This is a genomic window from Methylocaldum sp. 14B, from assembly GCF_002005105.1.
In the GTDB taxonomy this organism is placed as follows: Bacteria; Pseudomonadota; Gammaproteobacteria; order Methylococcales; family Methylococcaceae; genus Methylocaldum.
In genome coordinates this window covers 17,106-43,019 of the sequence record NZ_MSCV01000047.1, presented here as the reverse complement: position 1 = coordinate 43,019, position 25,914 = coordinate 17,106, and the positions used below count along the sequence as shown (strand labels likewise).

Genomic DNA, 25,914 nt, shown 5'->3' with positions numbered 1-25,914 from the left:
CCCGGATTTCCCCTGGTGCGGGCGGTTCGGGCCGCAGGTATTCGCGTCGTTCCGATTCCGGGGCCATGTGCTCTCATCGCAGCCCTTTCGGCGTCCGGCCTCCCCGCCGACCGTTTTGCCTTCGAGGGATTTCTGCCGCGAAAATCGTCGGCGCGCAAGGCCAGCCTGGAGGTCCTGCGGAATGATTCGAGAACGCTGATTTTTTACGAATCCAGTCATCGCGTGTTCGAAAGTGTAGCGGACATCACGGCGATTTTTCCGTCTGATCGGCGATTGGTCATTGCCCGAGAGTTGACCAAGCTATTCGAAACGATAGTGGATACACGGGTCGGCGAGGCGCTCTCGCTCCTCGAAAGCGATCCGAATATGGAAAAAGGGGAATTCGTCCTGGTACTGGAAGGCGCGCCCGATCTCGGCAGGACGGAAGGGCTTACCGTGGATGAGGAACGAGTATTGCGGATTCTGCTCGAGGACTGTTCGGTCAAGACGGCAGTGTCCTTGACCGTAAAGATCACCGGAGCGCGTCGGGAAACGGTTTACCGGACGGCGCTCCGATTGACTGAAGAGTGGCGTAAGACCGATTGACTAGCCGTGTCTAGCGAAACTGTGAGTGGAGGTCGATCTTTGAGCCGATTTATTGAGGACGATCCGGACGCTCGGAGTCGCGTAAGGAGTGATCGGAAGAGGCATTGGGACGAGCGGACGGCTTCCTTCCATTACCATTGGTCAGCTTCTGAATCATATCGTCCCACGAGGTGTATTGCTTGAAATCGGGATGGCCGGCTGCAATCTTGGTGTTGACCTCTTGCTTCGCCATTTCGATGACTTCGTCGGGTGTCTTTCCGTCCACGGTGTTGACGAAGGCATCCGGTCCTTCTTCCGATTTGATTTTGTCTAAAATTCCCAAGGCGGTATCGAACAAAACGCGTTCGTCCGTATTGAGGTAGCGTTTGACTTGGATTGCCGATTTATAAACCGCTTCCCGCGAGGTCCCGTTGATTTCGTCGGACCGCGACATAAACGCGGGCAGAAAGTAAATGACGGCAAGCAATGCCAGAAAAAGACCGGCTAGTATTTTCATTGTTTATCTCCGAAAGTATTGGGGGCGAACATTATATAATCTCGCTGCAACATTGATGTCAAAAGCTCTCGCAGCGTCACGCCGAAGTCAAAGTCCTGCCTCGCGCCTTTTTATCATTTATTAATTTGGGGTACTTCTATGGCTCGAGATCGCGTTTTCAGGACAATATGGATCGGTTTAAGTTTTGCGCTTGTAGCATGCGCCCACGACATGAGGGTGATGAAAATGGAGGAGGCACTGAACAGCTATGGTTCAGCTATTCGATGGGGAGCTTTCCAAAAAGCCTGGGATTTTCAGACCGACAAACAGAAACGGGCGCCTGATTTCAAGGCGCTCAAAAATATAAAAGTTACCGGCTACGATTCAGTATTCCGGAAGGTGCAGAACGAGGGGACAATCGTGCTGCAAACCGTCGAGATTCGCTATATCGATAATGAGCGGCTCGTGGAAAAAAGTCTGACCGACGAGCAAAAATGGCATTTTGACGTCGAAAAAAAGCAGTGGCTATTGGATAGTTCTTTTCCAAAATTCGAATAGCGTGATTCAAGCGTTCAAAATCTAAAGCCATATCCCATCGCGTGACGAGCCAGCAAGCGCTTCGCCGGCGGGAAGCAATCCAGGGCGATCATGGCGGCATTACGCGCCAAGGCGAAGGGTGGAAAATCGGTGCAGAACGCCCGTATCAGGCCGTCGGTAAAATGGATCGTATTGGCCAGATCTCTCTGCCGGGCTCGGGCGTAACGATCGAGGAACGCTTTTTCGCCGATATCTTCGTTGAACGCCAGTTTGGTGAGCAATCGCTCCGCCAGGGATGCCGCATCACGGAGACCTAAGTTGAAGCCTTGACCGGCAACGGGGTGAACCTGATGCATCGCGTTGCCGATCAAGAGGACACGGTCGTCCGCCATCTTCTCTGCCCGGATCAGCTTGAGCGGAAAACCTTGCCGTCGCGATGCCAGTTGAATTTTCCCTAGCCAATAACCGAATGCCGACTGCAAGTTTGCGGTGAAGTTCGCGTCGGATTCACTCAAGAGTTCGTCGGCCTCCTGATCCTTCATCGTCCAGACCACCGAGCATTTTTTGCGCTCCAAGGGCAGCAGGGCCAACGGGCCGGCGGTCGTGAAACGCTCGTAAGCCGTGAAGTTCACATCTGCCTCCGTGCTGACTTCAGTCACGATCGCCGTCTGTCCATAGTCCCGGACGTTTTGTTCTATTCCCAGGAGCCTTCTCACTGTGGAATTTCCGCCGTCGGCGGCAACCACCAGAGCGGCCGTGAGATTGAGGCACTCCTCGCCTTTCTTGAGGGTGACGCACACGCCATTCGGGCCTGCTTTGAGACCGATGACCCTCGCCGGGCATATCAGCTCCGCATCGAGTCCGCGCAGTTCCCGAGCAATGCGATCCTCCAGCGTTCGGGCGACGATGACATGGCCCAGCGCGTCGACTCCTTTTTCAAGAGCATGCAGCCGCGTTTTTCCGAAACGGCCGCGATCGGAGACATGGATATGACGGATGGGCATGGCTTTGGGCGCCACGTCTTGCCATACGCCGAGCCGGTCGAGAATTTGGACCGTGCCTCGCGCTAGGGCCAAGGCGCGATCGCCGGCCGTCAGGGCCTGTCGTTGGGTTTCCGTCAGCGCTTCGACGATTCCCACGCGAAGCGGCGCGTCCCGCAGGGCCAGAGCGAGACTACCTCCGACCAGTCCGCCGCCCACGATCAATAGATCGAAATCGTGGTTCATTCGGGATTCGCCATGAATGCTTCGATTTCCGCTGCCGTTTTGGGCAGTCCGGCCGTGAGGATTTCACAACCGTCTTTGGTGACCAAAACATCATCTTCGATTCGGATGCCGATGCCGCGCCATTTGGGATCTACGTCATGGCAGTCCGGCGCGACATAAAGGCCGGGTTCCACCGTCAATACCATTCCGGGCTCCAGCGAACGCCATTCGCCATCGCTCCGGTATTCCCCGACATCATGCACGTCCATGCCCAGCCAGTGGCCGGTTCGATGCATATAGAACTTCTTGTAGGCTTCGTCCTTGATCAGCTTCGAAACACGCCCTTCCAACAAACCCAGCTTGACCAGCCCTTTGGTCAAGGTGTGTACGGCAGCATCGTGAGGCGCATTCCAGCGGTTGCCAGCACGCACCTGCTCGATAGCGTCGAGTTGGGCCTCCAGAACCAAGTCGTAAAGGAGTCGCTGACTTTCGCTGAATCTTCCATTGATGGGAAAAGTACGGGTGATGTCAGCAGCATAGTTTTCATACTCTGCCCCGGCGTCGATCAGAAGAAGGTCGCCGTCCTTCAGTACGTCCTTGTTTTCGGTGTAATGGAGTACGCAAGCGTTGTGTCCTCCTGCGACGATGCAAGGATAGGCAGGCGCTCGCATGCCATGCCGGGTGAATTCGTAGAGCAACTCGGCTTCGATTTCATATTCGTACTTTCCCGGTTTACAGACTGACATCGCGCGTTTATGAGCGCGTACCGAAACCTCGGCGGCCTTCTGCATCAATTGGATTTCATGCGACGTTTTGATCAGGCGCTGCTCATGAAGCAGATGCTCCAGAGATACGAATTCGAACGGCGCACGTACACCGGTACGGACTCTCGCCCGCACGTTGTTTACCGCGGAAAACACCTGACGATCGATCTTCGGATCGTGCCCGATGGGGAAATAAACCCGCTCGCGATTTTCCAGAAGGCCGGGCAAAACCTTGTCCAGTTCATCAATGGGGAATGCTTCGTCCGCTCCGAATGCGTTGCGAGCGCCCTCGAGCCCGGCATGCCTTCCGGTCCAGATCGCTTTTTCACGATCGAATTCGCGACAAAAAAGAATGTACTCCCCTTGTTTTCGGCCGGGGGCGAAGACGGCCACCGCTTCGGGTTCGTCGAATCCGGTCAGATAATGAAAATCGCTGTCTTGACGATACGGATATTCCACATCCCGGTTGCGTACGCTCGCAGACGCACTCGCGATCAGAGCTACGCTTTTCTTCTTGATACGGCGCGCTAGCTGTTTACGGCGCTGTTTGAATTCGCTCGGTTGAAGCATGAGTTTGCAATATCAGTGAAGTCGCGAGGGCGGTTGCTGTTGCAATTCGGTACGGATCAACTGTACGCCGATGCGGACATATTCCGTGATCTCGGCATAAGCCACTTCGTCCGACTCTCCGGCGGAATCCGGACTCAGGCGGGAGATTTCCAGAAGGTCGTGGAGGACTTCGGTGCTTTCTCCCGGCCAGTCGGCGCCATCCGACCGATAACCGAGGCCGTATAAGAAGCCTTGGCACCATTCTCCCAAAGCATTGGCGCGGTCACTCAGGGGGAGCGTGTCATCCGGCAGCAGCAACTCGAACGAAAAGTCGAAATCGTCCAATTGATGCCGAGTCGTCTCGCACAGCGCCGAAAGCAAGGCATGTTCCGCCGGGTTAAGGTTGGTCCTGCTTTCGCCGAAAACGGCTTCCAGCCACTGATCGCAATCGGTCTGGCTGTTCAGGCACAGCAATCCCGATAGCACCCCATGCACTTCGGCTGCGCTAGCCGCCGAGTCGTTGTTCAGGACGACGTCCTGGACATTCTGATAGGATAAATCGTTGCTCATTCCAGCCTTGTCGACCCTGCTCTAATTCTTTATGCTAACACTTCGAATAGCCGGATCGAAAGCTAGCACCGAAGTTTAACCCCATCTTTAAGGCTCCAAAATCATGATAGCCGATATGTTTGATTTGGATGCCGAGCTAGTACGATTGGAAAATAAGATCGATTCACTGGCCGCCATGTGCGAAAGGCTACGTGATGAAAATCAGGTGCTGAAGTCCACGTTAGACGAATGGATGCGAGAGCGGGTGCAACTATCCGATAAAACCGAGATGGCGAAGAGTCGCGTTGAAGCGATGATTTCCCGCCTGAAATCCATAGGACACGAATGATGAGCGAAATGAATCCGCCGATTAAAGTTCAGATCCTCGGCAAGGAATATCCTATTTCCTGCCCTGAAGACCAACAGCACGATCTTTTGATTGCAGCACGTTATTTGGATGAAAAAATGCGTCAAATACGCGGTACCGGCCGCGTGATCGGCACCGAACGCATTGCCGTGATGGCAGCGCTGAATATCGCGCATGAGCTATTACAAGCGCAACAGCAGAACAAATTGTTATCGCAGGATTTGCGGGATCGCTTTTCGTCGCTGCACGAAAGGCTAGACGCAGCCCTGGATACGGATTAAAGCTGTTTCGGCGCTGATACGTATTGCATCAATTTGTCGACCTAGTAGAATTTGATTCACGTATTCCCTGCGGCGTGCGAAAGCAGCTGGGTTACTTCTTGAGCCTAATCTAAAACCCCGGGAACCATCGAACGAGCGATGTGCGCAAGTCCGCTCCGAGCGGAAAGCCTAATTCGCCGTTCCTACGCTCCCACCTGAACCTTCCGGTTCAAGGGCGAAAGCGGTTTACGGCGCAGGCGGGGAATACTTCACTTCTCCTCGTTCTAGAGGAACTCCCTTTGCTGGATGTGCGAATATGCACTCGCCAGTTTCATCCGATCTATCTGAATGAATCTTCCGGCGGATATCCGGCGCCAGAGTCGAGCTCTTCGACAAAGCATGCCGCTCGTATTGGCTAGTAAGAAGAGTCTCCGCATCGCGGAACGCTTCATTACATCGCCGATTGCCGAACGCGGCCAGCATGTCGCGGCTTATCTCAGTAACGACGGCGAGGTCGAAACCCAGGCTATTATCGAGAGCTTGTGGGCATGTGGCAAAGCGTGTTACCTACCGATTCTCCGTTCGTCGCCCCAGCGTTCGCTATGGTTCGGGCATTACGGGCCGGGCACGGCGTTGACTCCGAATAAATTTCGGATTCCCGAGCCGTCTATCGGGGAAGATACGATTACTGAGCCGTGGATGCTGGATATGGCGTTCGTTCCCCTGGTGGCTTTCGATCTTTTCGGTAACCGCATCGGTATGGGCGGCGGCTATTACGACCGTACGTTCGCTTATCTTAAGAATGCAAATCAACCGCGCACGCCGATTCTCATCGGCCTGGCGTTCGAATGCCAGAAATGGGACCAAATACCGGCGCAGCCTTGGGATGTGCCGCTGAATGGCGTGATTACCGAAGAGGCTTATTACCTGTTCGACGACCTCTGTCGTTAAGATAAAGTGCAATGTGGCAGCGGCTGACGCGCTGGAGGCGGGACGAAAAGAGGTGGTCAGGAACCGGCCCACAGGTCGCTGAGGGCGATCGTGACGGCCTCGAAGGGTGCAGCGGAAACTTCGTCGTGGTCCTGGTATAAGCCGGTTACGGTCCACTGCCCGTCGGCCAAGGCATAGGTTTCCGAAATCCGCGCCAGGGGATCAACAAGCCACAAAAACGCTACGCCGTAGCGCGCGTAAGCTCTCGTTTTTGTGACCCTATCCTTTTTCTGGGGCGTCGGCGAAAGGATTTCGCACACCCAGTCCGGAACCACCTCGAAGCGATGGTCTTCCGGCAAGCTCGACATGCGCTCGCGGCGCCAACCGGCGATATCGGGGACCAGCACTTCGGTATCGCGGACGAAATGGAATTCCGGCTCATCGATGATCCACCAACCGCCCGGACCGCCCCGGCCGCGATGATAGGCTGAACCGATATCGATCCCGAGCACAGGGGCGACTGAAGCATGAGGCCCGGCTCGGCCGGGCTGGGTGTACAGTTCTCGGCCGATGATTTCTCCGACCAGATTTTCCGGCAGCGCCAGCAAGCGCTCATACGGGCTCGATTCCTGAATTACGGCGGACATCAGTTACCTCCGTTCTTTACGTCAAACATAGTCATTATCCACCGGCTCGACCAACAGTTGAGTCCCCGCTGTATCGGCCTCCCAATGTTCGACGGGCCGCTGGGACGGAAATTCGAGCAGCGTCGGACCATGCTGGCGGACTACAGCAGCCATTTTCCACAGATCTCTTTTTCGCGTGAACAATGGGGTTTTTGCTGCCGCGTCAGGATGTTTTAAGACGGCCACTTCCGCTAACATGCTGTAGTTAATAACGTTATTGAGAAATTACTTTTCGCGGGGGGAAGACAGATGCGTTACTGGTTGATGAAATCCGAACCTTCGGAGTTCAGCATCGACGACCTGGAGAAACGGCCTCATCAGATCGAGCACTGGGACGGCGTGCGCAATTATCAGGCGCGAAATATGATGCGCGATGAAATGAAAGTGGGGGACCTGGTGTTTTTTTACCATTCTAATTGCGATACGCCGGGCATCGTCGGCATCGCGAAAATTTCGCGTGAAGCCTATCCGGATTTCACCGCGTTTGACGCCGATAACAAGCATTACGATCCCGGCAGCAAGCCGGATGATCCGCGGTGGTTTATGGTGGATGTGCAGTTCGTCCGCAAGCTCAAACGCACTATCACTTTAAGCGAACTAAAAGACCGGCCGGAACTCGACGGTCTGGCGCTCGTTCGCCGCGGCAACCGGCTGTCCGTCATGCCGGTTACCGAGGCGCAGTGGACGTATATTTTGTCGCTGGAATAAACACTCCCACTGGATGCCTTTGTGCCGGGATATGATATGGCTTGCCGTCTTCTCCAGCCGTACCCGAAAACAATGGTGTGTCTGGGCGGGACGAGAAATCAGATGATAGAAATCGTGCTTGAGGTAATCGCTCTGGAAAGCCTGATCGTCCGTTTCTGCCGAATGACCGGCTGCAGCGCCGAACATATGCCAGATCGTGGAATACCTCGACGATGCGGTCGGTGTGAAGAAATTCGGAGTAATAGATTTTTTCCGGTACCTCCCGGCCCGGTAGTTCCCATTCGGCATAGAAATCGACCGAATTGAGATTCCCGTCGACCCAAGCGAAAAGGCACCCCGGGGAAACGGCACCAGTTCGCGCAACGCTCTCAAGCTCGGGTACGAATACACGGTTGTCCAATCCCAGCGAGCAGAGCTGTTTAATGTAACTTTCTTTTGCCGTGAAGACGCGAAAGCCGAAAAATGATGAGGCGTTCGGGCTATCTCTTCGATCTTGCCACCATGTTGCGGTGAAGCAAAGGAAATCAAGAGGTCGCGTTTCCGCCTGCGAACAGTCGATAGGCCGGGTTGTCCGTCTCCTCCCGATAGGCGAAGCCGATGGCGTCGAGAAATTCCTTGAAGGCTCGCCGTTCCGTCTTCGGTACCTGAATTCCCATCAGCACCCGCCCGAATGCAGCACCGTGGTTCCGGTAATGGAACAGGCTGATGTTCCAACGTCCGCCCATAAAAGATAAAAATTTCAAAAGCGCGCCGGGGCGTTCGGGAAACTCGAAGCTGTATACGGTTTCGTCCAACAGGCGCGGTGCATGGCCTCCCACCATGTAGCGGATGTGCTCCACCGCCAATTCGTTGCCGGTCATATTGGTAACCGTGAAGCCGTGTTCGCGCAGTTGTGCGATCAGTTCCTCGCTGTCCCGGCTGCCGTTGGCGATCGCCACGCCCGCGAAGATATGGGCGGCATTGTCGTCGAAATAGCGGTAGTTGAATTCGGTAATGCTGCGCCGACCTAGAACGCGGCAAAATTCGAGAAAGCTGCCGGGCTTTTCCGGAATCGTTACCGCCAGGAGCATTTCCTGGTGTTCGCCAACCTGGGCACGCTCCGCCACATGGCGCAGCCGGTCGAAATTGATATTGGCCCCGCTTTCAATGGCGATCAGGCACTGATCCCGCACCCCGGTCATCGATGCGTATTTTTTCAAGCCGGCAACACCCAAAGCGCCCGCGGGCTCGGCGACCGATCGGGTATCGTCGAAGATATCTTTGATGGCCGCGCAGATCTCATCCGTATCGACCGTAACGACGTCATCCACGTATTGATGTGCGACGTGGAACGGTTCCTTGCCGATTTGCCGGACGGCGACGCCATCGGCGAACAGTCCGACTTGTCTCAGGATGACCCGGCGTTTTGCCTTCAACGCCCGATTCAAGCAATCCGCATCGTCCGGTTCGACGCCGATGATCTTGATATCCGGGCGAACAAACTTCACGTAAGTCGCCACGCCCGCGATCAATCCGCCGCCCCCCACCGGGATGAAGATGGCGTGAATGTCGCCCGTGTGCTGCCTCAGAATTTCCATGCCGATGGTGCCTTGGCCGGCAATAACCTCGGGATCGTCATAGGGGTGGACGAAGCTCAATTTTTGCTCTTCGGCAAGACTCATAGCGTGCTCGTACGCTTCGTCGTACGAATCGCCGAACAAAACGGTTTCCGCCCCGAAATTCTGCACCGCCCGCACTTTGATGGCCGGCGTGGTGCAGGGCATCACGATGACCGCCCGGATGCCCAGTCGCTGGGCCGAGAGCGCAACGCCCTGAGCATGATTGCCGGCCGAGGCTGCGATTACGCCGGCCCGTTTTGCTGCATCATCCAGTGAAACGATCTTGTTGTAAGCGCCTCGAAGTTTAAAGGAAAAGACCGGCTGAAGGTCTTCGCGCTTGATGTAAACCGAGTTGTCGAAGCGGCGCGTCAGCCCCGGCGCGAAGTCTAGGGGAGTTTCCGAAGCAACATCGTAAACTCGGGCGCGCAAAATGCGCTCGATATACTTATGAATCATTTTTTAGTCTTAAAAGATACAAGTGAGAAACGCGGCCGGGACCGCTATGAAGCATGACAGCGCCGGCATGATCACGCTATTATCCCGCAATTTTCAAGTAACCACATGATGGAGCGACGAAAATGACCCAAGACGAGCTTAAGAAGAAAGTGGCGGAAGCCGCCCTAGACTATGTAAAGGGCGTGTCGGTGCTAGGCATCGGCACAGGATCGACGGTCAATCATTTCATCGATTTGCTGGCCGATTTCAAACAGGATATCGAAGGTGCCGTATCGAGCTCGGAGACGAGCACCGTTAAGCTCAAGAAAATCGGCATACCGGTTCTGGATTTAAATGCCGTGGGCTCATTGGAGGTGTACGTCGATGGAGCCGACGAGGTCAATCCTCACAAACAGATGGTCAAGGGCGGCGGCGGAGCCTTGACCCGGGAAAAAATCATCGCGGCGGCCAGTCGTAAATTCGTCTGTATCGTGGACGAGAGCAAATGTGTGGATGTCCTGGGCAAGTTTCCGCTGCCCGTGGAAGTCATCCCTATGGCCCGGAGCTATGTGGCCCGTCAGCTCGTAAAGTTGGGTGGGCAGCCGCAGTGGCGCGAGAACTATATCACCGATAACGGCAACCAGATTCTCGATGTGCACAATCTGAACATCCTGAATCCGGTGGAGATGGAGCGGGAGATCAACAACATCCCCGGTGTCGTGACCGTCGGCCTTTTCGCTTTGCGCGGCGCGGACATCGTTCTTCTCGGCAGCGAAAGCGGCGTTAGAAAGTTGGATTAGCCATCTTGTTTTGGCGGGTTACGCCCTTCGCCTTCGCTACTGCTACGCTCAGGGCTAACCCGCCCTACGATATCTTCAAGACAATTTTCCCGGTGGCATGCCCCGTCTCGATCAGGGCGTGAGCGGCGGCGGCTTTTTCCAGCGGCAATACCTGGCTGACATGAATGTCCAACACGCCTTGGTCTATCCATTCGCCGCATTGCTGCAGAATTTCCACGTGGTGATCGCGGGCTTCATGCAGGTTGCGCAGCATCGGGGTCAGCATCAGCTCGAAGCCTATCCGGAGATTGCGCATCCGCGCTTCTTGCAAAGAGATGTTGCCCGGGTCCAGCAGCGTGACCAGATCGCCGAAATGGGCGGTGCAGTCGATGCTATGTCTGAACACATCGGGTCCGACCGTGTCGATCACCAGATCCGCGCCCTGTCCGTCGGTCAGCTCGTTTACGCGCTGTGCGAAGTCTTCCTGTCGGTAATCGATCGCCGCATCCGCGCCCCAGTTCTTGGCGAGTTCGGCTTTCTCCGCCGAACCGACGGTGGCGAGCACCCGCGCATCGCGGAGTTTTGCCAGTTGGACCGCCACATGACCGACGCCGCCCGCTGCGGCGTGAATCAGAACGGTTTGGCCGGCTTGTAGCCGTCCGCGGTCGTAAAGGGCGCCCCAAGCGGTAATCAATACCAAGGGCGCTGCGGCGGCGTGTTCGAAATCGAGCGATTGCGGCATGGGAGCGGCCCAGCGCTCGTCCAACACGGTGTACTCGGCATAATTGCCCTGGTCGCCGCCCAGTCCGCCATGGCAGAACCATACCGAGTCGCCGATGTTGAATCGGCTTACGGCTCCGCCGATTTCGACCACTTCTCCGGCACCGTCGCAGCCGAGCACCGCCGGTAAGGGATTTGGGTAAAAAAGACCATTTCGCCGTATTTTGGTGTCGACCGGATTGATACCGGCCGCCCTGAGCCGGACTTTGATTTGGCTGGGCTCGGTAATACCTGGTTCTTCGATATCCCGCAGTTCGAGCAAATCCGGCAGTCCCGGTTGCGTCATCAAGATCGCTTTCATGGCTTTCCTACCCTGTGATGATTAAGTTCGTGTCTCTCGGCACTAGCGGCGACTGACGCACCGTTCGGGCGGTAAGGTCTGCGTACGCCCAAAAAGCGCTCCAACCAATAAGGACGTTCAAGACTGGAGACGATCACTTTCCCTTTCACGCTGCTGGAATGTACGAATGTATCGTTACCGATATAAATCCCGACATGGGAGAATGGCTGTCCGGTCGTATTGAAGAAGACCAAGTCGCCGGGCTGTCGGTTCCTGCTGTCGACACGCGGGGTCGCAGCAGCCATTTGATAAGCGGTTCGCGGCAGGCGAACGCCGTATTTTTCATAGACGTATTTGACGAAGCCGCTGCAATCGAATCCTTCCCGCGGCGATTCGGCACCGTAGCGATAGGGTGCTCCTTGCAAGCTGAGGGCGTAACGTGCCACTTCGTTCGAAGCGGGAAAATGGACCGTCCGCTTGACTTCCCGTGTCCCGGCGCATCCAGCGAGCAGAACCGAGACGGCGGCTAGTGCGAGCAGTTGCGAAACGATGGGTTTGCGGAAAAGTTGATAGATAGCCGACTCCATCTGTTGGCTCCGGGTGTTTGATTCGGGCTGGCGAAGTTGCCTTAAATTTAGTCTCGGCTGCGATTGGCGGCAAGATCGGGTTCGGAGGCCATCCATTGGTTTCGATAGTCTTCGTACCCGAAACGCTTCATTGCCTTGAGTCGGCCGTAACGATCGGATGCGAAAATCACGGGCAAATCGTAACCGTTGAAGCGGTTGGCCTTGATCAGGCTGTAAGCTCCCACATCGGGAAAGACCACACGGTCGCCGACTCTCAATGGTTCGCGAAATCGATATTCGCCGAAGACATCGCCGGCCAGGCAGGTGCTGCCGACGAGCAGGCATTCGAATGCCCCATCCGGCCGATGTTCAGCAACCGGAGGGACCTTCTGATATTCGAAGACCTCCGGAAGGTGGTTTACGCCCGTATCCAGGACGGCAATGAATTTGCCGCCCCGCTCGAATCGGTCGACAACGCTAGCGACGAGATAACCGGCGCGACCGACGACGGCTTTGCCCGGTTCGAAATAGATCTCGACGTCGCGCCGCCGTTTCAAGGCTGCGACCAACTCGGACAGTTCGTTCAGATCATCGCCATTTTCGAAGAGATAGCCGCCGCCCAGATTGATCCATTCGAGCCTGTTCATAAACCCGCCGAGCACGTTTTCGATCCGGTCGAGAGTTGACTTCAGGGGAGCGAAGGAGCGCGATTCGAACGAAGTATGAAAATGGAGTCCGGCAATACGGCTCATTAAAGACGGATTCCGATCCAGAATGCTGGCGAGATTATCGACAGGAATGCCCAATTTCGAGTGCGGCCGGCAAGGATCGTAGCGGCCATCGGCGAGGAACGAAAGCTGCGGATTGACACGCAGCCCGATGCTCGCCCGCCCGGCCACGCATGGTCCGAGCCGTTCGAACTGCTCCAGAGAATTGAAGCTGATGAAATCGCAGTGCGCGGCGACTTCTTCGATTTCGCTTGTTCTGAGGCCCGGGGTGGTGATATGCAGAGAGCTCTTCTGAGGCGGATGACCGCTCGTTTCGACAATTTCGGAGGCCAGGCGGGCTTCGAACAGAGAGCTGACCGAAAAACCGTCGATTCTGGGCTGAATCAGGCGCAGTGCCCCGGCGAAAGGAAATGCCTTGATCGAGTACAAGACACGTAAGCCGGAGGTTTCGCGTACTCGATCCAGGAGGTCAAGCATTTGAATGACCCGCGCTTCGTCGTAGACGAAGGCCGGGGTTTCCGGCAGGGCATTTTTGAGGCGCTCGATATCCAAGGTGCTGCGGGAAGAAGCGGGTTACGGCTTAATAATCTTCCAGCACAGTAGATGCCTGCAGATCGGCATGATAGGACGAGCGCACCATCGGCGCGCTGGCGACCGCGGAGAAGCCGAGATTTCGGCCGGTTTCGGCGAGGTGTTCGAATTCCTCGGGCGTCGCGTAGCGGGCTACCGGCAAGTGGTCGCGGCTCGGTTGCAGGTATTGGCCGACGGTCAGCATATCGCAGCCGTGTTCGCGCAAGTCCGCCATGACTTGTTTCACTTCATCGAGCGTTTCGCCCAAGCCCAGCATCAATCCCGACTTGGTGGGCACTTCCGGATGAATCTGCTTGAAGCGGGCCAGCAAGTTGAGAGATACATGGTAATCCGCGCCGGGGCGTGCTTGTCGGTAGAGGCGTGGTACGGTTTCGAGATTGTGGTTGAAGACATCGGGGGGCGTCGCTGCCAATCGATCGAGCGCGGCATCGATCCGGCCGCGAAAGTCCGGCACCAGTATCTCGATTTTGATGTCCTTATTCCGATGGCGGACGGCTTGGATGCAGGCGGCGAAATGACCGGCGCCGCCGTCGCGAAGGTCGTCCCGGTCTACAGAGGTGATGACGACGTATCGGAGCCTTAGCTGCCGAACGACCTCCGCGAGGTGTTCGGGTTCGTTGGGGTCCGGCTCCGAAGGACGGCCATGGGCCACGTCGCAGAATGGGCAGCGGCGGGTACAGATATCGCCCAGGATCATGAACGTGGCCGTGCCGTGGCCAAAGCACTCCGACAGATTCGGGCAAGCGGCTTCTTCGCAGACCGTATGGAGATTCTGTTCGCGCAGGATCTGCTTGATCCGATTCACGCTCTCGCCGCTCGCCGCCTTGACGCGTATCCAGGCAGGCTTGCGCAAAGGGGACTCGTTTGGAATCACCTTGATCGGGATACGCTTCAGCTTGTCGGCTTTGCGTTGATGGGTGTCGGGGCTCAGCCTGGAGGGGGCCAAATAGGAATCTTTGTCAGCCACGGATAGGGACCACTCGCTCGTAATTCAAAGTTTGCATGATTTCCACAGTCAATGGAGCGGCCGCCTCGTGGGGTTGAATCGCCACATCGAGCGCGGTCAGACTGGTGACTTCGAGACCTGCATAGCCGCATGGGTTGATGGCCGAAAACGGCGACAGATCCGAACTCACGTTAAGACTTAGACCATGATAGCTACAACCTTTGCGCACGCGCAGACCTAGCGACGCAATTTTACGTCCGTCGACGTAGACGCCGGGTGCGTCTCGCCGCGCCTCGGCCGTGATGCCATACTGCTTGAGCAGGCCGATCACCGCGTTTTCCAGGGTGCTGACCAAGCGCCTAATTCCCAGGTTTTTCCGTCGAAGATCGACCAGCACATAAGCGATCAGTTGGCCGGGGCCGTGGTAGGTGATCTGCCCGCCGCGGTCGGTTTTCACTACGGGAATGTCCGTCGTTCGAATCATGTGCCGGACATCTCCATTCAGCCCTAGGGTATAGACCGGATGATGTTCCAATAGCCACAGCTCATCCGGCGTGTCCTCGTCGCGCTGCTCGGTGAAGTCTTGCATGGCGCGCCAAGTGGTTTCGTACTCTGTAAGGCCCAGATTGCGCAGGTGCAGGACTTCGGTTGTGTCGCTCATGGGAGAGGTGTTACAGGAGAACCAGTGTCGCGAGACCCAGAAAGATGAAAAAGCCCATGCCGTCCGTCATGGCAGTCAGCAGTACGCTGGTGCCGACCGCGGGATCGAGCCCCAACCGGTCGCGCACCAGAGGCACGGCGATCCCCATGATCGCCGCCACCAATAGATTTAGCAAGGTGGCGCCCATCATGACCAGTCCGAGCTCGACGTCACGGTAAAGCAGATAGGCGATCAAGCCCAGCACGGAACCCCATACTGCTCCGTTGAGGAAACCGATGGCCAGTTCCTTGAAAACCAGCCGCTTCACATTCGAGGGATTGATCACCCCGAGGGCGATGGAGCGGACGATCATCATGCTGGTTTGATTGCCTGTGTTGCCCCCGATGCCGGCGACGATGGGCATGAGCGAAGCCAAAGCGACCACCTTGACGATAGTGTCCTCGAAAAGGCCGATTACCCGGGTGCTGATGAAAGCCGTGACGAGATTGATTGCCAGCCAGAACCAACGGTTTTGTGCGCTTTTCCAGACGCCGGAGAAAATGTCCTCTTCTTCCAACAGGCCGGCCTGGGACAGCATCTCTTCGTCCGATTTTCGGCGAATATAATCGACGATGGCGTCTACGCCGATACGCCCCTGCAGCTTTCCCTCGCGATCCACCACCGGTGCCGACAGGAGATCGTAGCGCTCGAAGGCTCGGGCCGCCTCTTCGGCGTCGTCATCGAGATGAAAGGACACCACGTCCTTGCTCATGATTTCCGAGACCGGCTTTTCGGGAGAGGTGGTGAGCAGGCGTTTCAGAGGCAGCACACCCTTCAATACATTGTGCTCATCGACCACGAACAGCTTGTCGGTGTGTTCGGGCAGATCGCCGCGACGTCTGAGATAGCGCAACACCACGCCCAGGCTGATATCTTCCCGTATCGTGACCATGCCGAAATCCATTAGGGCTGCCACGGTGTCCTCTTCGTGCGACAGCACCGATTGCAGACGTTTTCGGTTCTGATCGTTCAGTTTCTCCAGAAGTTCCTGCAAGACTTCTTCCGGCAAGTCCGGTGCAAGATCGGCGATTTCGTCCGTTTCAAGCTGTCCCGTGGCGGATAACAGCTCATCCGTGTCCATATCGGAAATGAGCGTTTCGCGCACGGCGTCGGACACGTCGAGCAGGATCTGTCCGTCGAGTTCGGACTTGACCAGGTTCCAGACCAACAGCCGCTGTTCCAGAGGCAGCGCTTCAAGAATGTAGGCGATGTCTGCTGCATGGAGTTGGTCTAGCTTTTGTTTCAGTGCCGCCTGATGGCGCTTGTGCAGCAGGGTTTCCACCAAGTCGTGGCGGGGCATCGCGCGCTGTTGGAGAATGGTCTCCTCGAGCTTCTGTTTGTTTAGGAGCGTGATGACCTCTTCCAGATGATGCTTGAGTGTTTCTTCGGGAGGAGTGGTATTCGGTTCGGCCATGAAACGCTCGGTCGGTGCTGCTAAGCGGGTTCGGAAGGACAATGCGAGGTGGGCGAAGTCGAGCAGATCGGTTATTGCATAAGGCGAGATTCCTCTCAAATATTAAATATTAGGTTGCGGCAGGCTCTTGCCCGGACTGTCCGAGCACCGCGCAACGCAGCCATCGGGCTGTTGCGTAGTAGCTTTACATCTCACAGAGCCATGATGACCTCGGTGCAATGGGTCAGATCCTGATAAATGGCATCCAGTTGCGCTTTGCTTTCGGCCCGGATAGTCACGGTGACTGCCGTGAACCTCCCTCCTTGGCTGGGACGAGCGGTCACGGCGTCTTCGGTTAGGTTCGGAGCGTGACGGCGCACAATTTCGGCAATCAACCCGTCGAAGTCCGGTCGGCTGTGGCCGAACGCCTTGATCGGAAAGTCGCAAGGGAACTGGAGCAGCGCAGCGGGAGTTTCGGTATTCATGCCGTGCGTAACCTCTGTTTATATGCTTGGTAAATGGCTTGCATTCGCGACCAAAGGGGCCCTGGTTCACCGCCGCCGACGGGTACGCCATCGAGTTCGATGACGGGGAGAATCTCCCGGGTCGAACTGGTCAGCCAAATTTCTGAAGCACGCTTCAAATCATCCAAACGGATGCGCTGTTCGACCGCAGGCACGTTGTTTTCCAGTGCCAGTTCCAACACCAGATCGCGGGTGATCCCAGGCAAGAGGTCGTTGCCCTTGGGGGGGGTCACCAGGATACCGTCGACAACCGCGAATACATTGCTCGCGGCGCCTTCGGTGACCCATCCGTCACGGACCAGGATGGCTTCCGCTGCGCCGCGATCCACGGCCTCTTGCCGCAACAGCACATTAGCGAGCAGCGTGATGGCTTTGATATGGCACCACTGCCAGCGGATATCGTCCATGGTGACGGCGCATACTCCGCTGGTGGGAATAGGCGCGATAGGCGAGCACATGACGAATACGGTCGGATTGACGTCCGCCGGGATGGCATGGTCCCGTTTTGGCGCGACTCCGCGCGTGACTTGTAGATAGAGATATTGATCATGCGCCCCGGCAATAAGACGGTCGAATATGTCCGCCCATTGACTATCCGAAAGGGGATTCGTCATCCGAATGCCGCGCAGGCTGTTATCTAGCCGGCGCAAATGTTCGTCCAGCCGGAACGGACGTCCCCCGTAGACGGGAATGACTTCGTAAACGCCGTCGCCGAATAGAAAGCCGCGGTCCAAAACGGATACCTTGGCGTTGTTCGGTGGTAAATAGTCCCCGTTCAAATAGACGAGGCAGTCGTTTTGTGCCATTTAAGCCGGCTCCCCGTGATTATTTGAAGAACAATCGGGCTTGGTCGAACGTTCGACGGAAAAATCCGCCTTGGTTGACGACTTTTAGGGCCACCAGATCCTGTTGGCCGACGGTCTGATCATTGAATGTCACTTTTACCATGCCGAGTTTGTCGCCTTGTTTCACCGGAGCGACGACCATGCCGTTGACTTCTATGCCAGCTTTGAGATTTTGGTACTGGCCGCGCGGGAACGTGACGTAGAAATCACGGTTGAGACCCAAAGCCAGTTCGGTGTCTTCGCCCTTCCACACTCGGGTTTCGGATAATTTTTCGTTGGCTTTGTAGATCGGCCGAGTTTCGAAGAAACGGTAGCCGTAATTGAGCAGAGCCTGGTTGGCATTGGCTCGATCATTATCGCTTTTGGTGCCCAAGACTACGGAGATCAGTCTCATGTCTTCTCTTACCGCGGATGTCACCAAACAGAATCCCGCGCCCTCGGTATGTCCGGTTTTCACGCCGTCAACGGTCGGGTCGCGCCATAATAGGCGGTTGCGGTTATGCTGCTTGATGCCGTTGAATTCAAATTCCTTGATGGCGTGCCATTTATAGAACTCGGGGAATTCGTCGATCATGGCACGAGTGAGAATAACCAAATCGCGAGCGGTCGTATAATGCTCGGGATCCGGCAAGCCCATGCTGTTCTTGTAATGGGTGTTCTTCATACCCAGCCGTTCGGCCTGTTGGTTCATCATCTGAGCGAACACGGCTTCGTCGCCGGCAATATGTTCGGCCAAGGCCACGCTAGCGTCATTTCCGGACTGAACGATCATGCCCTTGAGCAGCATTTCGACCGGAATCTGGGCGCCGACCTGGGCGAACATGCGCGATCCTTCGGTGCGCCAGGCTTTTTCACTCACCATGACCATGTCATCCAATTTTAGATGGCCTGCGGCCAATTCCCGGAATACCACGTAGGCGGTCATGATCTTGGTCAGGCTGGCAGGCTCGAGGCGTTCATCCGCATTGCTCTCGGCGAGCACGCGTCCGCTGTTGAAATCCGCCAGAATATAAGCCTTGGCGCCGATTTCGGGGGGCGCCGGGATCAAAACCTGATCGGCGAGGCTGAGACGGTAAAATCCGAGCAAGGCGAAAAGGAAAAGCAAGCTGGGTAATTTTATTTTCACGGCTTTCTGCTTTCGGTCAGGTTAAAAATCGGCGCCGCATTGTAACACGGGCATGCGGCGTTCCGGGGCCGCCGGATAAGGCATTGGAGTCTTTGGGTCAGGACGAACTACCGGCGCTACGGCGAGAAACCAATTCACGACTCAGTTCGTAGGCGGCCATCGCGTATAGCGGGCTATGGTTGTAGCGGGTGATGACGTAAAAATTGTGAAGCCCCAGCCAATAGACAGGCCCCGTTTCTTCATCGAGTTTGACCAGAGCAGCCTTGACGTTGGCGGGCAAGGACGCGCTGGAATCGATGACGCCAAGCGAAAGCCATTCCTGCAAGGTTCGGCTCGGTTTTAGGTTGCCGTTTGCCAGCCGCTCGTGTACAGCGCCGTTCACCGAAGCGGGGAAGGCTACCGGCTCGCCCGACTGCCATCCATGAACGGAGAAATAACGGGCGACACTGGCAATGGCGTCGGCCGGATTGTTCCAGATGTCGCGTCGTTGATCGCCGTCGCCATCGGCGGCATATCTCCGATAGCTGCTCGGCATGAACTGCGGCATACCCATCGCGCCCGCGTAGGATCCCGTGGGACTGCCGGGATTCATGTGTTCTTCCCGGCATAACACCAGGAACTCTTCTAACTCGCGCCGGAAAAACTCGGCCCGTTTCGGATAGGCAAAGGCCAGAGTTGAAAGTGCGTCGATCACCCGGTACTTGCCCGGCGACTGGCCGTAGCTGGTTTCGATTCCGATAATGGCGACGATCACCTCGGCGGGAACGCCGTATTTACTGGCCGTGGCCTTCAAAGCGGCAGCGTTCTTGCCCCAGAAGTCGACCCCGCTTTGTATGCGTTTCTCGGTGAGAAACAGCTTGCGGTAGACATGCCAAGGCTTGGCTTCATATGGTTTGGCCATGGCTTCGAGAATCTTTTCCTGGATGGTCACGTCCTGGAATATCTTGTTGAGTTCTGAGGCGCTGAAGTGATGTTTGCGGCTCATATCCCGAATGAAAGTTCGGACGTCCGGTCGCTGCGGCAGACTTTCCGCAGCCTTCCCGAGTGAAGAAAAGCCATAAAGAGAAGCAATGAGCAAAATGAGACTGAGGGATCTCATAATCATCCGTTCGGCAGGAGTTTACGATGGGTCTGGACGGACATTAGCATACCGAACCCGGCGAGCAGGGTCACCATTGACGTGCCGCCGTAGCTGATCAAGGGCAGGGGTACTCCCACCACAGGGAGAATGCCGATCACCATGCCGATGTTGACGAATACATATACAAAGAAAGTCACGGTCAGCGCCCCGGCCAGGAGTCGGCTATAGTTGTCCTGCGCCTGGACCACGATGTAAAAACAACGCCCGAGAACAAACAAATAAAGCCCCAAAAGGCCCAAGCAGCCGACCAATCCGAACTCCTCGGCGAACACCGCAAAAATGAAATCGGTGGAGCGCTCCGGCAGAAATTCCAGGTGCGCCTGCGTGCCGTGTAGCCATCCTTTGCCGTAGATGCCGCCGGAACCGATCGCGATTTTGGATTGAATAATGTGATAACCGCGTCCTAAAGGGTCCCCTTCCGGGTTCAGGAATGTCAAAACCCGATCCCGCTGATAGCCGTGCATAAAGTGCCAGCCTACAGGTAGCAAGCTTCCACCCAAAATTGCAAGGGCCAGTATGTAGCGCCACGGGATTCCCGCGAGGAACACCACGGCGGAGCCGGCGCTGGCTACCAATACAGCCGTGCCGAGGTCCGGCTGCTTGGCGATCAGCGCCGTGGGAATCAGAACCAATACACCGGCAAGAACCAATTGCTTCAATCGTAGCGGAGATGTATTTCCGGACAAATACCAGGCGATCATCATGGGGGTGGACAACTTGGTCAGTTCGGATGGTTGAAAGCGAATGATTCCGAGGTCTAGCCAGCGTTGGGCGCCCATGCTTATCTTGCCCATCACCAGAACGGCTGTCAGAAGCAGTGCTCCGAGCAGATAAAGAACCGGACTATAAAACTTGAAGTGACGCGGGTGAATTTGCGCGATGGCGATCATGATGGCCATCGCCAGCCCGAGGCGCGCCGACTGACGTAAGAGTACGTTTATATCTTGGCCGCCGGAGCTATAAAGGATGATGAAGGCGAGAGTGCACAATCCTCCCAGTCCGGCCAACAGCGGCACGTCGATATGGAACTTTTGCAGCGGCGAAACGTGCTGAGGCGGCGTGATCCGGAGTTGAGCGAGAACAGGGTCTATGTTCATGGGTTTTCCAGTAGATACTGATCCATGATGGCGCGGGCGATCGGGGCAGCGACGGACCCGCCATGCCCACCGTTTTCGGCAAGTACGGCGATCGCGATGCGAGGCGCTTCCGCCGGCGCGAAGGCTATGAACCAGGCATGATCGCGCATAGCCTTGGTAATCTTCAAGTTCTTGTATTCTTGGTCTTGCCTCACGGTGAACACCTGTGCGGTCCCGGTTTTGCCGGCGACGGTATATGAAAGCCCGTGGGCTATTCCTTTGGCTGTACCCCGTTGGCTATGGACCACATCGACCATAGCATCAATCACCGTACGCCAGTGCTCGGGTCTGAGATCGGCGACAAATTCGTCACCGCTCTTAGGGTAGGGGTTTTGGATCTCGTACGGAGCTTTCATGGTGTCCACGACCCGAGGTTCCACGTTTCGCCCTCGACTGGCGAGTACCGCCGTGGCTCTGGCTAGTTGGACAGGCGTAACTTGGACATAGCCCTGTCCAATGCCCGCGATGACCGTCTCGCCGGGATACCATACTTGCTTGCGCTTTTTTTTCTTCCATTCCTTCGAAGGAAAGAGGCCTGATTTTTCGCCGACGAGATCGATTCCGGTTCGCTCCCCGAAGCCGAATAGCTGCATGAAATCATGTAGCTGGTCGATGCCGATATGGTGGGCGAGGTCGTAGAAGAAAACGTCGCAGGATTGGGTGATGGCCGATTTGAGATCCACTGAGCCGTGTCCTTGCTTGCGCCAGTCCCGGTACTTGTGGTCCGCGTTGGGAAGGCGGTAATAACCGGGGCAAAGCACTCGTCTTGCCGGACTTATGTCCAGGATTTTTAAACCCGCCAAGCTCACGAACGGCTTAATCGTCGAGCCCGGGGGATACGCGCCCCGCAGTGCCCGGTCGTATAGCGGCCGCTCCGGTGCATTCTGAAGGATATCGTAGTCTTCTTTGCGGATGCCGTGGATAAACGGATTAGGATCGAAGCCTGGTTTACTAACTAATACCAATACTCTGCCGGTAGCAGGATCTAGGGCGACCACCGATCCGTCATACTCGCCGAGCGCATCGAACGCGGTTTTCTGCAATCGGATGTCCAGCGAAAGATAAAGATCGGCTCCCGCTACGGGATCAGTGGTGTTCAGCACCTGGATAGCGCGGCCCTGGACGTTGGTCTCGTATTCCTCGTAGCCAGTCTTGCCATGCAAAACGGATTCGTAGGCCTTTTCGATGCCGCTCTTTCCGATATGGTAGGTTCCGCGGTATTGTGCCGGATCCAGTGATCGGAGCTCAGCTTCGTTAATGCGAGCTACGTAGCCTACGACATGGGATGTCAAATGGCCGTAAGGGTAACTGCGCATGAACCGAGTTCGGATTTCGACGCCGGGGAAATAAGGCATCTTGACAGCGAAGCGGGCAATTTCTTCCTCTGTCAATTCCAGGCGCAAGGGTACGCTTTCGAAACTTTTTCGTTGGCTTTTTTGAGCTTTGAATCGGCTTATATCTTCGTCGCTCAGATTGAGCAGGTTCTTGAGTTCGGCTAAGGTGGCGTTCAGATCCGGAACCTGCTCGGGAATGATTTCCAAACTATAAGTGGCCGTATTGTCTGCCAGAACTTCGCCATTACGGTCGAGAATCAAGCCGCGGGACGGCGCTAATGGAGATATCTTGACCTGATTGTCTCGCGATAAGGTCGTGTAGTGCTCGTGCCCCATCACCTGGAGATAAATCAGGCGAATTACAAGTCCCGCGGTAGCCAGCAGCATGAATAGCACGCTGGCGGCGATGCGGTTGAGAAACAGTCGGTTCTCGTAAAACTTGCCTTTGAGGTCGAAGGGGCGGCTCATAGCGATCACTTACCGCATAGCCGAACGTTAGAAGATGCTGAAATGGCGCCTGATTCGCCGTAGCGTCATCAAAACCGCCGGCCAGGCGAGTGCGCCGGTGAATGATGGTAGCCAATATGTCCAATTTAGGACACTCATGTTTTTGATGTTTTGCGTCCAGAGGATCAGAAATTGGCTGATCAGCAGGAGCAGGAGTATCCAGAGGGATTGCTGGGGGAGCGGGTAAAGGCGCAGTCGGCGATACAATCGCAGACTGACATAGGCAATGACGGAGTAAGCCAGGGCATGCTGACCTAACATGCGGCCGGTTAGGGTGTCGACGAAAAGTCCGGTGAGCCAGGCCGTGCCTACCCCTACACGGTCCGGTATCGCAATCGTCCAGTAAATCAGGAACAAAGCGGTCCAATCAGGGTTGAGTACGAATAGCTCGTGAGGTAAAGGCAGAATGCGCAAAGTCATGGCAAATACCAGGCTTAGCGGTACCACCATCAGTCCGGCCGAGGACGATTTAACGGTCGCCATTAGGGGGTAAAGTGTTTGAATGCTGCTCTTGACCGGCAGGGATGCGCGGGATGGATCGCGAGTCGCTCCAGACCAACAACAGCTCGCGGTTTCGGTCGAGCTGGGCTACCGGCGCGGCAGAGATTTTTGCAAAGGATGTTTTTTGCGGTGCGACGTCTGTTACCGTCGCCACGGGATAACCATGGGGAAAAACGCCTCCGAGTCCCGAGGTCACGAGGAGGTCGCCTACCTGAATATCGGCATTGCTGGAAAGATAGGGTAGTGCCAGGCGATCGGTTTGTCCGGTGCCCAAAGCAAGAGTACGAAGGCCGTTCCGATTTACCTGTACCGGAATGGCATGATTCGGGTCAGTAATCAGCATCACTTCGGCGCTGTAGGGCCCAACTCGCAGCACCTGCCCCACGACTCCGTTCGCGTCGAACACAGGTTGGCCGGCATGAACGCCGAATCGGGCACCTTTGTTTACCACGACGATATGCTCGTAGGGGACGAGGTTGACGGACAGTAGCTCGGCTATCGATACCTGCTCGCCAACTTTATAAGAGGTGTCCAAAAGCCCGCGAAGCCGGATATTCTCCTGCTCCAAGGCGGCGAATTTCAACAGCTTCGTCTTGAGGACGAGCTGCTCCTCCCTTAATTTTTGGTTTTCCGCCACCAGCCCCGCGTATGTAGATACGGATTCTATAATGTGCTGTCCAAAACGTACGGGCGAGCTAACGATTTGCTGTAAAGGGTAGGTCGCGGACGCGAAAGGCGTTCGCGCGGCATGAAAGACGCCGTGTTGCTCGGCGGCGAGCAAGACCAAGGCAGCCGCCAAACACAGCAATAGACGGATATTGAGTGAATAGCCTCGCGTGAACAGCCGTTTGATATCCCAATCCTCTTAAAACGACGCGAGCCGGCAGCCGGCCGACTTCATTCAAGTGAGAATGCTGCCGCGCCAATTTCGTCCAGCAGTTCCAGTACTCGCCCACCTCCGCGAGCAACGCAGGTCATCGGATCTTCCGCGATAAAAACGGGAAGTCCGGTTTCTTCGGCGATCAGGCGGTCCATGTCCTTAAGCAACGCGCCCCCGCCGGTCAAAACGATGCCCCGATCCGCGACATCAGCACCCAGTTCGGGCGGTGTCTGTTCCAGCGCCACTTTTACCGCTCCGATAATCCCCTGTAAAGGTTCCTGAAGCGCTTCGAGGATTTCGTTGCTGTTCAAGACAAAGCTGCGCGGGACGCCTTCCGCCAGGTTGCGTCCCTTGACTTCAATTTCCTTGATCTCGCTACCCGGATAGGCAGTACCGATTTCGTACTTGATCCGTTCGGCGGTGGACTCTCCGATCAGTGTCCCATAGTTCCGGCGTACGTAATTCATAATGGCTTCGTCCATGCGGTCGCCACCGATACGCACCGAGGCGGAGTAGACGATACCGTTCAGCGAGATTACCGCTACTTCGGATGTTCCGCCGCCAATGTCCAGGACCATCGATCCGCGCGCTTCATGCACCGGCAGTCCGGCACCGATGGCTGCCGCCATGGGCTCTTCGATGAGATAGACCTCCCGTGCCCCAGCTCCGGCCGCCGATTCCTTGATCGCCCGTCGTTCTACTTGGGTAGAACCGCACGGTACGCAGATCAAAACCCTGGGGCTAGGCCGAAAAAGCTTGTTCCTGTGTACCTTGTGGATGAAGTACTGGAGCATCTTCTCCGTGACGGTGAAGTCGGCGATCACTCCGTCCTTGAGAGGCCGGATGGCAGTGATGTTGCCGGGGGTTCGCCCCAACATCGACTTTGCAGCCGAACCGACTGCCGCGATGGATTTCTGTCCGCGGGTGCGATCCTCGCGGATAGCCACCACTGACGGCTCGTTCACCACGATGCCTTGGCCACGGATGTAGATCAAGGTGTTTGCGGTGCCAAGGTCGATGGACAAGTCGTTCGAGAAAAATCCTCGGAGGTGTCTGAAGAACATAGGCATATAGTCCTTGTGAATGCCGTGATTTTACAACGGATAGCCCGGAGCGACAAAAGCCATATATCAGGTATTATATGACTGAAAGAAACATCGGATGCAAATATGTCCTTAAATATTGACCAAGTTTACAAAATTGCTTGGCTTGCCCGGCTTGCCATTGATGCGGAAAAAGCGGCCGCTTATGCTCGAGATCTTACAGGCATATTGGATTTTGTCGAGGAAATGAGCACCGTGGATACCTCGGAGGTCACTCCGATGGCTCACCCTTTGGATCAGGCTCAGCGCTTGAGGCCGGATACGGTGAGCGAGACCGACCAGCGGGAGTTATTCCAGGCCCATGCACCCTTGGTGGAAGCGGGGCTTTATCTGGTGCCCAAGGTTATCGAGTGATCGATAGGAACGGCCGAAGCCGGAGGGCTACCGCCGTTTCGCGCGTATTCTG

The 25,914-nt window shown here is 56.1% G+C and carries 30 protein-coding genes and 1 other RNA gene; 9 read left to right on the top strand and 22 right to left on the bottom strand.

The window, feature by feature from the left end:
* Positions 1–585, top strand: a 585-nt coding sequence (locus B2A78_RS24225; RefSeq protein ID WP_240502662.1) for an SAM-dependent methyltransferase, incomplete at its 5' end; no start/stop codon positions are given.
* Between the two features lie 49 nt (positions 586–634).
* On the opposite strand, the gene B2A78_RS24220 is transcribed toward B2A78_RS24225, so the two are convergent.
* Positions 635–1,081 (bottom strand): hypothetical protein, encoded by a 447-nt coding sequence (locus B2A78_RS24220; RefSeq protein ID WP_077732618.1) that lies wholly within the window; start codon positions 1,079–1,081, stop codon positions 635–637.
* A gap of 138 nt (positions 1,082–1,219) precedes the next feature.
* Between B2A78_RS24220 and B2A78_RS24215 the strand changes: the two genes are divergently transcribed.
* Complete coding sequence (locus tag B2A78_RS24215; protein ID WP_139841035.1) at positions 1,220–1,618, top strand: hypothetical protein; 399 nt, start codon at positions 1,220–1,222, stop codon at positions 1,616–1,618.
* A 14-nt stretch (positions 1,619–1,632) separates the two neighbouring features.
* Here B2A78_RS24215 and ubiH read toward each other — a convergent pair whose 3' ends face one another.
* Genes ubiH through B2A78_RS24200 form a run of 3 tightly spaced genes read right to left on the bottom strand, consistent with a single transcriptional unit; the run spans position 1,633 to position 4,685 of the window.
* Entirely contained in the window at positions 1,633–2,823 is a 1,191-nt protein-coding gene (gene ubiH, locus B2A78_RS24210) for a 2-octaprenyl-6-methoxyphenyl hydroxylase (protein ID WP_077732616.1), read from the bottom strand.
* Entirely contained in the window at positions 2,820–4,136 is a 1,317-nt protein-coding gene (gene pepP, locus B2A78_RS24205) for a Xaa-Pro aminopeptidase (protein WP_077732615.1), read from the bottom strand. Before pepP ends, ubiH begins: the two co-directional genes overlap by 4 nt.
* A gap of 12 nt (positions 4,137–4,148) precedes the next feature.
* Positions 4,149–4,685, bottom strand: a complete 537-nt coding sequence (locus B2A78_RS24200; RefSeq protein ID WP_077732614.1) for a UPF0149 family protein — start codon at positions 4,683–4,685, stop codon at positions 4,149–4,151.
* Between the two features lie 115 nt (positions 4,686–4,800).
* On the opposite strand from B2A78_RS24200, the gene B2A78_RS24195 reads away from it, so the two are divergent.
* The 4 genes from B2A78_RS24195 to B2A78_RS24180 all read left to right on the top strand — a co-directional run bounded on the left by B2A78_RS24195 (position 4,801) and on the right by B2A78_RS24180 (position 6,242).
* The gene (locus B2A78_RS24195; protein ID WP_205780892.1) at positions 4,801–5,013 is read left to right on the top strand and encodes a TIGR02449 family protein; all 213 of its coding nucleotides are present in this window, start codon (positions 4,801–4,803) and stop codon (positions 5,011–5,013) included.
* A complete protein-coding gene (locus B2A78_RS24190) occupies positions 5,010–5,312 on the top strand; it encodes a cell division protein ZapA (protein ID WP_240502661.1) in 303 nt (100 codons plus the stop codon). Before B2A78_RS24195 ends, B2A78_RS24190 begins: the two co-directional genes overlap by 4 nt.
* 61 nt (positions 5,313–5,373) lie before the next feature.
* Positions 5,374–5,559, top strand: a non-coding RNA gene (gene ssrS / locus B2A78_RS24185) — 6S RNA.
* A gap of 80 nt (positions 5,560–5,639) precedes the next feature.
* Entirely contained in the window at positions 5,640–6,242 is a 603-nt protein-coding gene (locus B2A78_RS24180) for a 5-formyltetrahydrofolate cyclo-ligase (protein WP_077732611.1), read from the top strand.
* A gap of 56 nt (positions 6,243–6,298) precedes the next feature.
* Here B2A78_RS24180 and B2A78_RS24175 read toward each other — a convergent pair whose 3' ends face one another.
* Positions 6,299–6,868 carry a Uma2 family endonuclease gene (locus tag B2A78_RS24175; protein ID WP_077732610.1) on the bottom strand — a complete coding sequence of 190 codons (570 nt, stop codon included), beginning with the start codon at positions 6,866–6,868 and terminating at the stop codon, positions 6,299–6,301.
* A 21-nt stretch (positions 6,869–6,889) separates the two neighbouring features.
* Positions 6,890–7,021, bottom strand: coding sequence for a hypothetical protein (locus tag B2A78_RS26960; protein WP_276205425.1), 132 nt, complete (start codon positions 7,019–7,021; stop codon positions 6,890–6,892).
* Positions 7,022–7,156: 135 nt separating this feature from the next.
* Here B2A78_RS26960 and B2A78_RS24165 point away from each other — a divergent pair, with 135 nt between their 5' ends.
* Positions 7,157–7,615: an EVE domain-containing protein gene (locus tag B2A78_RS24165; protein WP_077732608.1), complete on the top strand. Its 459-nt coding sequence runs from the start codon at positions 7,157–7,159 to the stop codon at positions 7,613–7,615.
* A 524-nt stretch (positions 7,616–8,139) separates the two neighbouring features.
* Here the strand turns inward: B2A78_RS24165 and ilvA are convergent.
* Positions 8,140–9,669 carry a threonine ammonia-lyase, biosynthetic gene (gene ilvA / locus B2A78_RS24160; protein ID WP_077732607.1) on the bottom strand — a complete coding sequence of 510 codons (1,530 nt, stop codon included), beginning with the start codon at positions 9,667–9,669 and terminating at the stop codon, positions 8,140–8,142.
* A gap of 122 nt (positions 9,670–9,791) precedes the next feature.
* Between ilvA and rpiA the strand changes: the two genes are divergently transcribed.
* Positions 9,792–10,448, top strand: coding sequence for a ribose-5-phosphate isomerase RpiA (rpiA, locus tag B2A78_RS24155; protein ID WP_077732606.1), 657 nt, complete (start codon positions 9,792–9,794; stop codon positions 10,446–10,448).
* Positions 10,449–10,512: 64 nt separating this feature from the next.
* Here rpiA and B2A78_RS24150 read toward each other — a convergent pair whose 3' ends face one another.
* The 15 genes from B2A78_RS24150 to B2A78_RS24080 all read right to left on the bottom strand — a co-directional run bounded on the left by B2A78_RS24150 (position 10,513) and on the right by B2A78_RS24080 (position 25,469).
* Positions 10,513–11,508: a zinc-dependent alcohol dehydrogenase family protein gene (locus B2A78_RS24150; protein ID WP_077732605.1), complete on the bottom strand. Its 996-nt coding sequence runs from the start codon at positions 11,506–11,508 to the stop codon at positions 10,513–10,515.
* Positions 11,505–12,074, bottom strand: coding sequence for a C40 family peptidase (locus B2A78_RS24145; protein WP_077732604.1), 570 nt, complete (start codon positions 12,072–12,074; stop codon positions 11,505–11,507). The genes B2A78_RS24150 and B2A78_RS24145 overlap by 4 nt, the downstream gene beginning before the upstream one ends.
* Before the next feature lie 47 nt (positions 12,075–12,121).
* Complete coding sequence (locus B2A78_RS24140; protein ID WP_143735302.1) at positions 12,122–13,333, bottom strand: carboxynorspermidine decarboxylase; 1,212 nt, start codon at positions 13,331–13,333, stop codon at positions 12,122–12,124.
* A gap of 28 nt (positions 13,334–13,361) precedes the next feature.
* Positions 13,362–14,339, bottom strand: coding sequence for a lipoyl synthase (lipA, locus tag B2A78_RS24135; RefSeq protein ID WP_168175541.1), 978 nt, complete (start codon positions 14,337–14,339; stop codon positions 13,362–13,364).
* The gene (lipB, locus tag B2A78_RS24130) at positions 14,332–14,979 is read right to left on the bottom strand and encodes a lipoyl(octanoyl) transferase LipB (RefSeq protein ID WP_077732603.1); all 648 of its coding nucleotides are present in this window, start codon (positions 14,977–14,979) and stop codon (positions 14,332–14,334) included. The genes lipA and lipB overlap by 8 nt, the downstream gene beginning before the upstream one ends.
* A gap of 10 nt (positions 14,980–14,989) precedes the next feature.
* Entirely contained in the window at positions 14,990–16,432 is a 1,443-nt protein-coding gene (mgtE, locus tag B2A78_RS24125; RefSeq protein WP_077732602.1) for a magnesium transporter, read from the bottom strand.
* A gap of 191 nt (positions 16,433–16,623) precedes the next feature.
* Entirely contained in the window at positions 16,624–16,896 is a 273-nt protein-coding gene (locus tag B2A78_RS24120) for a DUF493 domain-containing protein (protein ID WP_077732601.1), read from the bottom strand.
* Positions 16,893–17,741 carry an aminotransferase class IV gene (locus B2A78_RS24115; protein WP_077732600.1) on the bottom strand — a complete coding sequence of 283 codons (849 nt, stop codon included), beginning with the start codon at positions 17,739–17,741 and terminating at the stop codon, positions 16,893–16,895. Before B2A78_RS24115 ends, B2A78_RS24120 begins: the two co-directional genes overlap by 4 nt.
* 19 nt (positions 17,742–17,760) lie before the next feature.
* Positions 17,761–18,906 carry a D-alanyl-D-alanine carboxypeptidase family protein gene (locus B2A78_RS24110; protein ID WP_077732599.1) on the bottom strand — a complete coding sequence of 382 codons (1,146 nt, stop codon included), beginning with the start codon at positions 18,904–18,906 and terminating at the stop codon, positions 17,761–17,763.
* A 97-nt stretch (positions 18,907–19,003) separates the two neighbouring features.
* Positions 19,004–20,005: a lytic murein transglycosylase B gene (gene mltB, locus B2A78_RS24105; protein WP_077732598.1), complete on the bottom strand. Its 1,002-nt coding sequence runs from the start codon at positions 20,003–20,005 to the stop codon at positions 19,004–19,006.
* Positions 20,006–20,007: 2 nt separating this feature from the next.
* Complete coding sequence (gene rodA / locus B2A78_RS24100) at positions 20,008–21,144, bottom strand: rod shape-determining protein RodA (protein ID WP_077732597.1); 1,137 nt, start codon at positions 21,142–21,144, stop codon at positions 20,008–20,010.
* Positions 21,141–22,985, bottom strand: coding sequence for a penicillin-binding protein 2 (gene mrdA / locus B2A78_RS24095; RefSeq protein WP_077732596.1), 1,845 nt, complete (start codon positions 22,983–22,985; stop codon positions 21,141–21,143). Before mrdA ends, rodA begins: the two co-directional genes overlap by 4 nt.
* A 27-nt stretch (positions 22,986–23,012) precedes the next feature.
* Positions 23,013–23,474, bottom strand: a complete 462-nt coding sequence (mreD, locus tag B2A78_RS24090) for a rod shape-determining protein MreD (protein WP_276205426.1) — start codon at positions 23,472–23,474, stop codon at positions 23,013–23,015.
* A gap of 19 nt (positions 23,475–23,493) precedes the next feature.
* Positions 23,494–24,378 (bottom strand): rod shape-determining protein MreC, encoded by an 885-nt coding sequence (mreC, locus tag B2A78_RS24085; protein WP_077732594.1) that lies wholly within the window; start codon positions 24,376–24,378, stop codon positions 23,494–23,496.
* 44 nt (positions 24,379–24,422) lie between these two features.
* Entirely contained in the window at positions 24,423–25,469 is a 1,047-nt protein-coding gene (locus B2A78_RS24080; protein ID WP_077732593.1) for a rod shape-determining protein, read from the bottom strand.
* A gap of 105 nt (positions 25,470–25,574) precedes the next feature.
* Here B2A78_RS24080 and gatC point away from each other — a divergent pair, with 105 nt between their 5' ends.
* Complete coding sequence (gene gatC / locus B2A78_RS24075; RefSeq protein WP_077732592.1) at positions 25,575–25,862, top strand: Asp-tRNA(Asn)/Glu-tRNA(Gln) amidotransferase subunit GatC; 288 nt, start codon at positions 25,575–25,577, stop codon at positions 25,860–25,862.
* Positions 25,863–25,914: the final 52 nt, after the last annotated feature.